The organism is Streptomyces sp. SID1328 (assembly GCF_009865595.1).
GTDB classification, from domain to species: domain Bacteria; phylum Actinomycetota; class Actinomycetes; order Streptomycetales; family Streptomycetaceae; genus Streptomyces; species Streptomyces griseoluteus.
In genome coordinates, this window is the sequence record NZ_WWKH01000913.1 from 1 (window position 1) to 11,935 (window position 11,935).

At 70.6% G+C, this 11,935-nt stretch carries 13 protein-coding genes; 5 read left to right on the top strand and 8 right to left on the bottom strand.

Annotation, left to right across the window (positions count from 1 at the left end; genetic code table 11):
• Both GT030_RS29455 and GT030_RS35910 read left to right on the top strand, forming a co-directional pair.
• Positions 1 to 709: hypothetical protein (locus GT030_RS29455; RefSeq protein WP_161203696.1), on the top strand; the 709-nt coding region annotated here is incomplete at its 5' end.
• 89 nt (positions 710 to 798) lie between these two features.
• Positions 799 to 963 carry a hypothetical protein gene (locus GT030_RS35910; protein WP_165507347.1) on the top strand — a complete coding sequence of 55 codons (165 nt, stop codon included), beginning with the start codon at positions 799 to 801 and terminating at the stop codon, positions 961 to 963.
• 50 nt (positions 964 to 1,013) lie between these two features.
• Here GT030_RS35910 and GT030_RS29460 read toward each other — a convergent pair whose 3' ends face one another.
• Positions 1,014 to 1,319 (bottom strand): metal-sensitive transcriptional regulator, encoded by a 306-nt coding sequence (locus GT030_RS29460; protein ID WP_130339260.1) that lies wholly within the window; start codon positions 1,317 to 1,319, stop codon positions 1,014 to 1,016.
• A 206-nt stretch (positions 1,320 to 1,525) separates the two neighbouring features.
• On the opposite strand from GT030_RS29460, the gene GT030_RS29465 reads away from it, so the two are divergent.
• Together GT030_RS29465 and GT030_RS29470 are read left to right on the top strand one after the other, a co-directional pair.
• Complete coding sequence (locus GT030_RS29465) at positions 1,526 to 2,146, top strand: DUF47 family protein (RefSeq protein WP_030804247.1); 621 nt, start codon at positions 1,526 to 1,528, stop codon at positions 2,144 to 2,146.
• A gap of 7 nt (positions 2,147 to 2,153) precedes the next feature.
• Entirely contained in the window at positions 2,154 to 3,152 is a 999-nt protein-coding gene (locus tag GT030_RS29470; protein ID WP_161203697.1) for an inorganic phosphate transporter, read from the top strand.
• Positions 3,153 to 3,257: 105 nt separating this feature from the next.
• On the opposite strand, the gene pstB is transcribed toward GT030_RS29470, so the two are convergent.
• The 4 genes from pstB to pstS all read right to left on the bottom strand — a co-directional run bounded on the left by pstB (position 3,258) and on the right by pstS (position 7,391).
• On the bottom strand, positions 3,258 to 4,034 hold the full coding sequence (gene pstB, locus GT030_RS29475; protein WP_161203698.1) for a phosphate ABC transporter ATP-binding protein PstB: 777 nt from the start codon (positions 4,032 to 4,034) through the stop codon (positions 3,258 to 3,260).
• Positions 4,035 to 4,100: 66 nt separating this feature from the next.
• The gene (pstA, locus tag GT030_RS29480) at positions 4,101 to 5,162 is read right to left on the bottom strand and encodes a phosphate ABC transporter permease PstA (RefSeq protein WP_161203699.1); all 1,062 of its coding nucleotides are present in this window, start codon (positions 5,160 to 5,162) and stop codon (positions 4,101 to 4,103) included.
• On the bottom strand, positions 5,159 to 6,160 hold the full coding sequence (gene pstC / locus GT030_RS29485; RefSeq protein ID WP_161203700.1) for a phosphate ABC transporter permease subunit PstC: 1,002 nt from the start codon (positions 6,158 to 6,160) through the stop codon (positions 5,159 to 5,161). The genes pstA and pstC overlap by 4 nt, the downstream gene beginning before the upstream one ends.
• 106 nt (positions 6,161 to 6,266) lie before the next feature.
• Positions 6,267 to 7,391 carry a phosphate ABC transporter substrate-binding protein PstS gene (gene pstS, locus GT030_RS29490; protein WP_161203701.1) on the bottom strand — a complete coding sequence of 375 codons (1,125 nt, stop codon included), beginning with the start codon at positions 7,389 to 7,391 and terminating at the stop codon, positions 6,267 to 6,269.
• A gap of 322 nt (positions 7,392 to 7,713) precedes the next feature.
• On the opposite strand from pstS, the gene GT030_RS29495 reads away from it, so the two are divergent.
• Positions 7,714 to 9,261, top strand: a complete 1,548-nt coding sequence (locus tag GT030_RS29495) for an FAD-binding oxidoreductase (protein ID WP_161203702.1) — start codon at positions 7,714 to 7,716, stop codon at positions 9,259 to 9,261.
• Positions 9,262 to 9,319: 58 nt separating this feature from the next.
• Here GT030_RS29495 and GT030_RS29500 read toward each other — a convergent pair whose 3' ends face one another.
• From GT030_RS29500 to GT030_RS29510, 3 genes are all read right to left on the bottom strand, one after another.
• Positions 9,320 to 10,024: a phosphatase PAP2 family protein gene (locus tag GT030_RS29500; RefSeq protein ID WP_161203703.1), complete on the bottom strand. Its 705-nt coding sequence runs from the start codon at positions 10,022 to 10,024 to the stop codon at positions 9,320 to 9,322.
• A gap of 230 nt (positions 10,025 to 10,254) precedes the next feature.
• The gene (locus tag GT030_RS29505; RefSeq protein WP_202460712.1) at positions 10,255 to 11,199 is read right to left on the bottom strand and encodes a bifunctional lytic transglycosylase/C40 family peptidase; all 945 of its coding nucleotides are present in this window, start codon (positions 11,197 to 11,199) and stop codon (positions 10,255 to 10,257) included.
• Positions 11,200 to 11,359: 160 nt separating this feature from the next.
• On the bottom strand, positions 11,360 to 11,935 hold a 576-nt coding region (locus GT030_RS29510), incomplete at its 5' end, for a trypsin-like peptidase domain-containing protein (protein ID WP_161203705.1).

The window sequence follows — 11,935 nt, forward strand, 5'->3', positions numbered from 1 at the left end:
GGCCGCCGACGCCCTGCGCGCGGCGGGCACCGCCCGGGCCACCACCTCCATGGAGATGGCCACCGGCGGCACGCGGGTCACCATCCGGGGCCGGGGCGTCTACGACTTCCGCCGCCGTCTCGGCGAACTGACCGTGGTCCTCCCGGCGGACCCCACCGGCACCCCGGAGCACCGGCCCATCACCGAACTCCTCGCCCCCGGTGCCCTGTTCATGAAGAACCGGGGCGCGGGCGTGCCCGCCGACAAGTGGGTGCGGATGGAGGCGGCCACGGCCTCCGACGGCAACCTGGTCACCGGTGGCGCGACCGACCCGTACGCCGCCGCCGAGGTGCTGCGCGGGACCCGTACCGCAGCGTACGTGGGCCGCACCAGCGTGGGCGGCACCGCCGTACGGCACTACCGGGGCACCGCCGATCTGGCGGGCGCGGCCCGCGCGGCGTCGGCGGACAACCGGGCGTCGCTCGCGGCGGCGGCGAAAGGCTTCGCCACGGCCGAGGTTCCGTTCGACGCGTATCTGGACGACAAGGGCCGCATCCGCAAGCTCCGTCAGCGCTTCAGCTTCGTCAACGGAGCGCAGGCGGCGGCCGTGGCGGTGGCCTCCACCACCCTGCTGCACGCCTTCGGCACCGCCGTCGACGTGACGCTCCCGCGCGAGGCGGACATCTACGCGGGCCGCCTCGCGGAGGGCCAGGGGGCCCCGGCGGACTAGCCCGTCCGTGCCATGCGCGGCGCGTGGCGCGATCCCTACTCTAGGAAGCCGGTACCGGCAGGCAGGACCAAGAGGAAGAGGTGACGCGCGTGGCTCCGGTCGGCGGTACGGCGGTGCAGGACCACGTGGCCCTCGCCGAGATAGAGCTGTGCGGCGAGCTGATCATCGCCGCCTCGGCCGCCGAGGACCGGCTGAGCCTGGCGAGCATAGACGAGGTGCTCCGGGTCACCGAGGAGCGCGGAGCCGCCGCCTAGGCCCTGTCTGACAATTCCCGTCTGCCGCGAATGGTCAGACAGGACCTAGCTCAGGTGCGGAGCAGGCGGCCGATGGCCTTCGTCGCCTCGTCCACCTTCGCGTCGATCTCCCCGCCGCCCTTGAGGGCCGCGTCCGCGACGCAGTGCCGCAGGTGCTCCTCCAGCAGCTGGAGCGCGAAGGACTGCAGCGCCTTGGTGGAGGCGGAGACCTGGGTGAGCACGTCGATGCAGTACGTGTCCTCCTCCACCATCCGCTGGAGCCCCCGGATCTGGCCCTCGATCCGGCGCAGCCGCTTGAGGTGCTCGTCCTTCTGGTGGTGGTAACCGTGCGTGGCGCCGGCCTCGGTCGTCGTCATCGCGGGCCTCCATCTCGGGACGGGCGGGGACGCATACCCCTGGTGGGTATATCGTAACGAATTCCGCGGGGTAGTGGACCGGTCGAAGGTCCCCCGTGCCGAGCACGGTGCCCGATGGGCGACACTGGGGGATGGCCCGATAGCCGTGGCCGGATGATGCGCCTAGCATCAGCCTGACCGAAACCAAAGCATCCCGAGGACCACACGTGCGCTTTCGTCTGACCCCCAGGGAGACGAGCTTCTACGACATGTTCGCCGCGTCCGCGGACAACATCGTCACCGGCTCGAAACTCCTGATGGAACTGCTCGGGGCGGACTCCTCCGCCCGAGCCGAGATCGCAGAGCGTATGCGGGCCGCGGAACACGCCGGTGACGACGCCACGCACGCGATCTTCCACCAGCTCAACTCCTCCTTCATCACGCCGTTCGACCGCGAGGACATCTACAACCTCGCCTCCTCGCTCGACGACATCATGGACTTCATGGAGGAGGCCGTCGACCTGGTCGTCCTCTACAACATCGAGGAGCTGCCGAAGGGCGTCGAGCAGCAGATCGAGGTGCTCGCGCGGGCCGCGGTGCTGACGGCGGAGGCCATGCCGAACCTGCGCACCATGTCGAACCTCACCGAGTACTGGATCGAGGTCAACCGGCTGGAGAACCAGGCGGACCAGATCCACCGCAAGCTGCTCGCCCAGCTCTTCAACGGCAAGTACGACGCGATCGAGGTGCTGAAGCTCAAGCAGGTCGTGGACGTGCTGGAAGAGGCGGCGGACGCGTTCGAGCACGTGGCGAACACGGTGGAGACCATCGCCGTCAAGGAGTCCTGAGGCGTCGATGGACACCTTCGCTCTGATCGTGACCGTCGCGGTCGCGCTCGGCTTCACGTACACCAACGGCTTCCACGACTCCGCGAACGCGATCGCCACCTCGGTGTCGACGCGCGCGCTGACCCCGCGCGCCGCGCTGGCGATGGCGGCCGTGATGAACCTCGCAGGTGCCTTCCTCGGCTCCGGCGTCGCCAAGACCGTCTCCGAGGGCCTGATCGAGACCCCGCACGGCTCCAGGGGGATGGCCATCCTCTTCGCCGCGCTGATCGGCGCGATCGTCTGGAACCTCGCCACCTGGTACTTCGGCCTGCCCTCGTCCTCCTCCCACGCGCTGTTCGGCGGCATGGTGGGCGCGGCGATGGCGGGCGGCATCGACGTGCTGTGGGGCGGGGTGGTCGAGAAGATCGTCATCCCGATGTTCCTCTCCCCGGTGGTCGGTCTGATCGGCGGCTATCTGGTGATGACGGCCATCCTGTGGCTGTTCCGCAAGTCCAACCCGCACAAGGCCAAGCGCGGTTTCCGCATAGCCCAGACGGTGTCGGCGGCGGGCATGGCGCTCGGCCACGGTCTCCAGGACGCGCAGAAGACCATGGGTGTCGTGGTGCTCGCCCTGGTGATCTCCGGCAACGAGACCTTCGGCGACCCGATCCCGGTCTGGGTCAAGATCTCCTGTGCGCTGATGCTCTCGCTGGGCACCTACGCGGGCGGCTGGCGCATCATGCGCACCCTCGGCCGCAAGATCATCGAGCTGGACCCGCCGCAGGGCTTCGCCGCCGAGGCGACCGGTGCCTCGATCATGTTCACCACGGCGTTCCTGTTCAAGGCGCCGATCTCCACGACCCATGTCATCACCTCGGCGATCATGGGTGTGGGCGCGACCAAGCGGGTCAACGCGGTCCGCTGGGGCGTCGCCAAGAACATCGTGCTCGGCTGGTTCATCACCATGCCGGCCGCCGCGCTGGTCGCGGCGGGCGCCTTCGAGCTGGTCAACCTGGCCGTGCTGTAGAACCCCGCGCAGGGAGAAAGGGCCCGCCCCCGGAGCACCGGGAGCGGGCCCTTCCCACATCCCCGCGGTGGCACCGCCATGCAGCACCGCGAGGGGCTCGGCGGCTCAGCCGAAGCGGCCGGAGATGTAGTCCTCCGTGGCCTGGACCGACGGGTTGGAGAAGATCCGCTCGGTGTCGTCGATCTCCACCAGCCGGCCCGGCTGCCCCACCCCGGCGAGGTTGAAGAAGGCCGTACGGTCCGAGACGCGCGCCGCCTGCTGCATGTTGTGCGTCACGATGACGATCGTGAACCGCTCCTTCAGCTCGCCGATCAGGTCCTCGATCGCGAGCGTGGAGATCGGGTCGAGCGCGGAGCACGGCTCGTCCATCAGCAGCACCCGCGGCTCGACGGCGATGGCCCGCGCGATGCACAGCCGCTGCTGCTGGCCGCCGGAGAGGCCGGAGCCGGGCTTGTTCAGCCGGTCCTTGACCTCGTTCCACAGGTTGGCGCCGCGCAGGGACTTCTCCACCACGTCGTCCAGCTCGCTCTTGCGGTGGCCGCCGTTCAGGCGCAGGCCCGCCGCCACGTTCTCGAATATCGACATGGTGGGGAACGGGTTCGGGCGCTGGAACACCATGCCGACCTCGCGCCGCACCGACACCGGGTCGACCCCGCTGCCGTACAGGTCCTCGTCGTCCAGCAGCACCTTGCCCTCGACGCGACCGCCGGGGGTCACCTCGTGCATGCGGTTCAGGGTGCGCAGGAACGTCGACTTGCCGCAGCCGGAGGGGCCGATGAACGCCGTCACCGAACGCGGTTCCACGGTCATCGAGATGTCCTCGATCGCCTTGTGGGCACCGTAGAAGGCGGTGAGTCCGCTCACATCGATTCGCTTGGCCATTGCTTCACTTCCAAAGTCTGAGGGTCACTGCTGGGGCCCCACGCGGCGGTAGCCGCATATTGATACTTAGCGACCGGTCTTGGGGGCCTTCCAGCGGGCGATGCCGCGGGCCACCAGGTTGAGGATCATCACGAACGCGATCAGCGTCAGCGAAGCGGCCCAGGCACGGTCGTAGGCCGCGCCCGCGCCCGCGCTCTGCGCGTACTGCTGGTAGATGTACAGCGGCAGCGACGCCTGGGCGCCCTCGAAGGGGTTGGCGTTGATGAAGGGGTTGCCGAACACCAGTAGCAGCACCGGGGCGGTCTCGCCCGCGATCCGGGCGACGGCCAGCATGACGCCGGTCGTGATACCGCCGAGCGAGGTCGGCAGGACCACCTTGAGGATGGTCCGCCACTTCGGGATGCCGAGCGCCAGGGACGCCTCGCGCAGTTCGTTCGGGACCAGCTTCAGCATCTCCTCGGTGGAGCGCACCACCACCGGCATCATCAGGATCGCCAGGGCCAGCGAACCGGCGAACCCGAAGGGCTGGAGGTCGAGGATCAGCATGAGGCTGAGGATGAACAGGCCCGCGACGATGGACGGGATGCCCGTCATCACGTCGACGAAGAAGGTCACCGCCAGGGCGAGCCGGCCCCGGCCGTACTCCACCAGGTAGATCGCGGTGAGCACACCGATGGGTGCGCCGATCGCGGTGGCGAGGCCCACCTGCTCCAGGCTGCCGAGGATGGCGTGGTAGATGCCGCCGCCGGGCTCGGAGTCGGCGACCAGGCCCATGGAGTGGCTGAGGAAGTAGCCGTCGAGGACCTTCACACCGCGCGAGACGGTCGTCCAGACCAGCGAGACCAGCGGGACCACGGCCAGCAGGAACGCCACCCAGACCAGCGCGGTGGCGACCCGGTCCTTGGCCTGCCGGCGGCCCTCCGCACGCGCGGCGACCGCGTAGGTGCCGAGAACGAACAGCAGCGCGGCGATCAGGCCCCACTGGGCGTGGCTGGTGAGGCCGGCCACCAGACCGATGCCCACGGCGAGGGCGACCGACCCGGCCGCGACGGCCCACAGGGACCACTTCGGCAGTCCGGCACCGCGCCGCACACCGGCGCCGTCACGGGGAGTAAGTGCGGTGCTCATGCGTTGGCCCCCGAGTACTCCTTGCGGCGGGCGATGATCGCCCGGGCCGCGCCGTTGACCAGCAGGGTGATGACGAACAGGACCAGACCGGAGGCGATCAGCGCGTCCCGGCCCTGCACGGACGCCTCACCGAACTTGGAGGCGATGTTCTGGGCGAAGGTGCCGCCGCCGGGGTCGAGGAGGCTGGCCTGGATGTCGTAGCTCGGGGAGAGCACGGTGGCCACGGCCATCGTCTCGCCGAGCGCGCGGCCGAGGCCGAGCATCGCGGCCGAGATCACACCGGAGCGCCCGAAGGGCAGCACCGCCATGCGGACCACCTCCCAGCGGGTGGCGCCGAGGGCCAGCGCGGCCTCCTCGTGCATCCGGGGCACCTGGCGGAAGACCTCGCGGCTCACGTTGGTGATGATCGGCAGGATCATGATCGCCAGCAGGATGCCGACGGTGAGCATCGCGCGCGGGGCGCCGCCGTTCCAGGCGAAGATCCCGGTCCAGCCGAGGAACTGATCCAGCCAGCCGTACAGGCCCTGCATGTGCGGGACGAGGATCAGGGCGCCCCACAGGCCGTAGACGATCGAGGGCACGGCGGCGAGCAGGTCGATCACGTAGGCGATCGGGCCGCTCAGCCGGCGCGGGGCGTAGTGCGTGAGGAACAGCGCGATGGCCACCGCGATGGGCAGGGCCAGTGCCATGGCCACGACCGAGGAGACGACCGTGCCGAAGGCCAGCACCGCGATGCCGAAGACCGGCGGGTCGGTGTTGGTGTTCCACTCGAAGGTGGTCAGGAAGTTGCCGTCGTCGGCGCTGATCGCCAGGCACGCCCGGTAGGTGAGGAAGACCGCGATCGCGGCCATGACCACCAGCAGCAGGATGCCCGAGCCGCGCGAGAGGGCAAGGAAGATCCGGTCGCCGGGGCGGGTCACGCCCCGTGCGGTCCGCCGCTCGTCGGCGCCGGGCCGGGGGGCGGAGGGGGGTACGTCGGTTGTCGTCGATATGTCCATCGGGTTCTCCGGTCTGCTGAGCCGCGCGGGGCGGCTCGGGCGGCGGTGCACCGGACGGTGCGCCCGGCCCCGCTGGGCGGGACCGGTGCGCACACTCGGGATCGGGTCAGCTCAAGGAGGCGACGGTGGTGCGGACCTTGGCGATGATCTCTTCGGGGATGGGCGCGTAGTCGTTCTGGGACAGCACCTTCTGGCCGTCCTCACTGGCGAGGTAGGTCAGGAACGCCTTGGTCGCGGCCAGCGTCTCGGGCTTGTTGCCCTTGTCGCAGACGATCTCGTACGTGACCAGGGTGATCGGGTAGGCGCCCTCGGCCTTGGTGTTGTAGTCCAGCTTCAGCGCGAGGTCCTGGCCCGTGCCGACGACCTTGGCGGCCGCGATGTCGGCGGTGGCGGAGTCGGTGGAGGGCTTCACCGGGGTCTTGGCACCGGTGGCGATGGCCACGGTGGTCATGTCCTTGGCGTAGGACAGCTCGAAGTAGCCGATCGCGCCCTGGTTCTGCTTGACGCCCTGGGCCACACCGGACGAGCCGGAGGCCGCCTGGCCGCCCTTGGCCTGCCAGGCCTTGCCGCCCTCGTACTTCCAGTTGTCCGGGGTGGTGGCGATCAGGTACTTGGTGAAGTTGTCCGTGGTGCCGGAGTCCTCGGAGCGGTGGAACGGCTGGATCTTCAGGTCGGGCAGCTTCGCCGAGGGGTTCAGCTTCTTGATCGCCGGGTCGTTCCACTTCTGGATCTTGCTGTCGAAGATCTTGGCGAGCGTCGGGGCGTCCAGCACCAGGTTGTCCACGCCGGGCACGTTGTAGCCGAGCGCGATCGGGCCGCCGACCATCGGGAGGTCGATGCCCTGGCCGCCCTTGCAGACCTTCTTGGAGGCGACGACCTCTTCCGGCTTCAGCGCGGAGTCGGAGCCGGCGAAGGCGATCTGGCCCTGGTTGAACGAGGTGACACCGGCACCGGAGCCGGCGCCCTTGTAGTTGATCTGCACGCCGCACGCCTGGGAGAAGTTCTTCACCCACGCGTCGATCGCGTTCTTCTGGGCCGAGGACCCGTCGGCCAGGAGCTGGCCCTTGGCGCCGTCGCACTTGATCGAACCGGCGGCGGCCGACGACGACGAGCCGTTGCCCGTCTTCGTGCCCGTGTCGTCGGAACCGCACGCCGTCAGGGCCAGGGCACCGGAGACGGCGACCGCACCGAGCGAGAGGGCGCGCAGCCGGTTCTTGCGCTGAAGCTTCACGTTCGGAAGTTCCTTCCAGGAGCCGCCGCTAGGGGCGGCGTGCGACGTTGGGTGGTACGCGAGTGCATCCTGTCCGCACTCCGTACCGGCTACGGCCGAAATTAGGCAGAACAGGTGAAGGCGCCGATGGCCCGAAGTGAACGAGGGGTGAACCCCTGCCGTCGGCCTGGTGAGGTGACGGAACGCTTACGGCCAGGACACGCGAAGGTCCCGACGGCCGCCCGCGTCTGACGCGTTCTCGCCCCTGTCCGGAACCCCGGCCCCCCGGGCACCGTCTGGCTCCCCGAAGGATCACCGCAAGGGCGAGGGGACGGCGAACGACATGGACCGGCGGACGTTTCTCACGGGCGGCGCCACCGCCCTCACCGCACTCACCGCCTGCGCACCCGGAGGCGCCTCCGCCCGGCCGGGGCCTTCCGGTTCGCGGGTGTCCACCACCATGACCACGACGTCCGTGAAGGCCGCCGCCGACTGGACCGCCCTCGCCCGCGACCTCGACGGCACCCTGGTCCGCCCCGGCGACGCCTCCTGGACCCCGGCCCGCCGCCTCTACAACACCCGCTTCGACTCCCTGCGCCCGGCCGCCGTCGCCTACGCGGCCCACGCGGCCGACATCCGCACCCTGCTGGCGTACGCCCGTGCCCACCGGATCAAGGTGGCGATCCGCAACGGCGGCCACTCCTATGCCGGTTACTCCTCCGGCGACGGCCGCCTGATCGTCGACGTGTCCGCCCTGAACCGGGTGAGCGCCTCGGGCGGGCACGCCGTGGTGGGCGCGGGGGCCAAGCTGATCGACGTGTACCGGACGCTGGGCGCCAAGGGCGCGACCATACCGGCCGGTTCCTGCCCGACGGTCGGCATATCCGGGCTGGTGCTCGGCGGCGGCCACGGTGTCGCCTCCCGCGCCTACGGGCTGACCTGCGACAGCCTCACCCAGGCGACCCTGGTCACGGCGGACGGCCGTACCCGCACTGCCAACGCCCATGAGAACGCGGACCTGTTCTGGGCACTGCGCGGGGCGGGCAACGGCAACTTCGGTGTCGTCACCGAGCTGCGCTTCACCACCCACCGCGCCCAGCAGGCCGTCACCGCCTCCCTGCGCTGGCCCTGGGCGAAGGCGGCGGCCGTGCTGAAGGCGTGGCAGGAGTGGGGGCCCGCCCAGCCGGACGAGATCTGGTCCGCCCTGCACCTGGAACGCGCCGGGAGCCGCACCCCGACCGTCTCCCTCTCCTGCTTCTCCATGGGCTCCAGGAACGACCTGGAGAACGCCGTGGACCGCCTCGCCCACCGCGCGGGCGCCGACGCCTCCGCCGTCTCCCTGCGCAACCACGGCTACGAGGAGGCGATGGAGATATACGCCGGCTGCTCCGCCTTCGCCACCGACGCCCAGTGCCATCTGCCGGGCACCACCCCCGGCCGCTCCCCGCGCGGCGCCCTGCACCGCGAGACCTACGCGGCCCGCTCCGACTTCTTCGACCGCTCGCTGTCCCCGGCCGGCGTCGAGACCCTGCTGAAGCGGGTCGGCGCGATGTCCGGCGGCGCGGGCAGCGTGGCGCTCACCGCGCTGGGCGGTGCCGTCAACCGGGTCTCGCCCACCGCGACCGCCTTCGTGCACCGCCGCTCCCGGATGCTGGCCCAGTACCTCGCCTCCTGGGACGCGGGCGCCTCCGGCTCGGCCGCCCGTTCCTGGCTGGACGCCACCCACACCGCGATGCGTCCCCACGCCTCGGGCGCCGCCTACCAGAACTACACCGACGCCGCCCTGACCGACTGGCGCCGCGCCTACTACGGCAGCGCGGGCACCCGGCTCGCCGAGGTGAAGAAGCGGTACGACCCGGACCGGTTCTTCGGGTACGCGCAGGGGCTGTGACACGACAGAAGGCCGCGGCGACCGAGCCGCGGCCTTCCCGTCAGGTCCCGGAAGCCGCCTACGCGGCCAGGTCCTTCTCCCCCGACCCCGCCGGCTCCCGGCCGCCGGAGAACAGCGCGTCCCCGCGCTCACCGCCCACCGGACGGGCGCTCACCAGCCGTCCCGCGCGCGGCGAGCGGGCGATGGCCCGCACCAGCGGGGTGAGCAGCGCCGTCGCGGGCGGGGAGAGCAGCAGGGCGACCGCCGTACCGAGGGCGAAGCCGCCGATCACGTCGGTCGGGTAGTGCACGCCCATGAAGACCCGGCAGAAGCCCTCCAGCAGGGCGAGCGCGATACCGGCGATGCCGAAGCGGCGGTGGGCGACGAAGAGGCCGACCCCGATCGCCATGGTGATCGTCGCGTGGTCGCTGACGAAGGAGTAGTCGCTCTTGCCCGCGATCAGGACGTCGAGCCCCTGGTGGTCCATGAAGGGGCGGGGCCGCTCCACGAAGCCCCGGATGGGCACGTTCACCAGCACGGCCACGGCCGCCGCCAGCGGCGCCCAGACCAGCGCGGCAACCGAGGACACCGCGTCCGGGCCGCCCCGGCGCCGGACCGCCAGCCAGCAGCCGAGGACCAGCAGGATCATGGCCACCGGGAGCCCGTACTCGCCGACGAACTCCATGACCCGGTCGAACCAGTGCGGGGCGGCCTTCGCCAGGCCGTTGATGTCGTAGAGCAGCTCGACGTCGGGGTTCGATCCGGATTCGGCGAGTACAGCCATGGTGCTGCGGCCCCTTCGTCGTCTTACCGGACGCACCCAGTGTGCGTCGCGCCAACCCCCCCGTGGGTCGTAGATCCGCTTCCGCTGCACTGGCGCACTGACGTCTGCTCGGCTACGTGAACAGGAACGCACAGCCCCTGGGCATACGTTCCGCCCTCCACCGAATGATCACTCAGACGTTATCGAAGAGAAACCCGTACGCGCAGCTCAGGGGGTGGGTTCACGTTCCGCTACACATGCGTGGGGAGCGCTTTCGCGCCATCCTCGGTGACCCTCGTGGCACCGAAGTAGTCACCGCCGTCGATCGGGTCGAACCGGATCACCGCACCCGTGCGCGGCGCGTCGATCATGTACCCGCCGCCCACGTAGATGCCCACGTGGTGGATGGCCCGCGAGTCGGTCGGATCGTGCGAGAAGAACACCAGGTCCCCGGGGAGCAGTTCGTTCCGCGCGGGATGCGGTCCCGCGTTGTACTGGTCGTTCGCCACGCGCGGCAGCTTGATCCCGACTTTGTCGTACGACGCCTGGGTCAGCCCCGAGCAGTCGAACCGCCCGCTCTGCGCGGCCGTACCGGTGCCGCCCCACAGATACGGGGTGCCGAGCTTGCTCTGCGCGTAGGCGATGGCCCCCGCCGCCTGCCGGGAGGGGTCGACCCGGGCGACGGGCGCGGCGAAGCTTTTCGCCAGCGTCGTGATCGTCTTCACGTAGTTCCGGGTCTCCCGGTACGGCGGCACGCCCCCGTACCGGATGACCGCGTACGCGCCCGCGTTGTAGGCGGCCAGCATGTTGGCCGAGACGTCACCGGGAACGTCCCTGACGTACTTGGCCAGTTCGCAGTCGTAGGAGGCCGCCGACGGGATCGCGTCGTCCGGGTCCCACACGTCCCGGTCCCCGTCGCCGTCCCCGTCCACCCCGTGGGTGGCCCAGGTGCCGGGGATGAACTGCGCTATCCCCTGCGCCTTCGCGGGGCTGCGCGCACCGGGGTTGAACCCGCTCTCCTGGTACAACTGGGCGGCCAGCAGGGCCGGGTTGATGGCAGGACAGAGGTTGCCCCACTTCTGCACGAGCGTCTGGTACGCCGCCGGGACGGCACCCTTGGCCAGCCCGACACCGCCGGCGGCGCCCCCGCCCGCGAGGTTCCCCGCGACGATGTACACCCCGACGACGAGCAGCATCACGAAGCTCAGGCCGAGTCCGATCGCGGCGCCCCCGGCCACCCATACTTTGCGCACGGGTCAACTTTCCCCCATGAAGGGCCGGTTCAAGGCCGCTTTGCCCCCGTGGCCGGCACTCAGGCCAACAATTCGGCCTATCCGCGACCGTTCCGACGCCCTTTCAGCTCCCGGTCGCCGTCCGGTACAGCTCGGCCGCGGCGCGCCCCAGCACCACGCTGTAGGAGACGTCCGCCGTCGACCCGCCCCGCTGGTGCCCGCCGAGGACCCCGACCACCTGCCCGGACCCGTCCAGCCACGGGCTCCCGCTGGTCCCACCGCTGAAGCCGGGGCAGTGCACCCGCTGCTGGGTCAGGCCGCGCGCCACCGGCCGGTCGGTGCACATCACCGGGGTCTCGCGGGCGTCCGGCAGCCCGAAGAGCGTGACGGCACTCGCGCCGGCCACGGTCCCGGTGGCGAACCGGTTGCCGCCGACCACGTCCTCGACCCGCCGGCCGTCCACCTCACCGACGTGCGCGAAGGCCACGTCGCTGTCCTCGTCCTTGTCCGCCGTCCACCCTGCCGGCAGCACCCACTCCCCCACCGGCCACGTCCCGTACGGCGCCCGCCCGTTGCGGTAGCCCGGCGCGAAGAACAGCTTGCCGTCGACATGGGTGATGCAGTGCGCTGCGGTGACCAGCAGATCATGGGCGGGGCTGTGCACCACCGAGGCGGTGCAGAAGTGACCGCGCCCCGGCCG

Coding starts and splice junctions, on each gene's coding strand:
- pstA (WP_161203699.1), bottom strand. CDS start 5,162: ATGAGCACCGCACTTACTCCCCGTGACGGCGCCGGTGTGCGGCGCGGT.
- pstC (WP_161203700.1), bottom strand. CDS start 6,160: ATGGACATATCGACGACAACCGACGTACCCCCCTCCGCCCCCCGGCCC.
- GT030_RS29505 (WP_202460712.1), bottom strand. CDS start 11,199: ATGCTGCTCGTCGTCGGGGTGTACATCGTCGCGGGGAACCTCGCGGGC.
- pstB (WP_161203698.1), bottom strand. CDS start 4,034: ATGGCCAAGCGAATCGATGTGAGCGGACTCACCGCCTTCTACGGTGCC.
- GT030_RS29460 (WP_130339260.1), bottom strand. CDS start 1,319: ATGACGACGACCGAGGCCGGCGCCACGCACGGTTACCACCACCAGAAG.
- GT030_RS29500 (WP_161203703.1), bottom strand. CDS start 10,024: ATGGCTGTACTCGCCGAATCCGGATCGAACCCCGACGTCGAGCTGCTC.
- GT030_RS29470 (WP_161203697.1), top strand. CDS start 2,154: ATGGACACCTTCGCTCTGATCGTGACCGTCGCGGTCGCGCTCGGCTTC.
- GT030_RS29495 (WP_161203702.1), top strand. CDS start 7,714: ATGGACCGGCGGACGTTTCTCACGGGCGGCGCCACCGCCCTCACCGCA.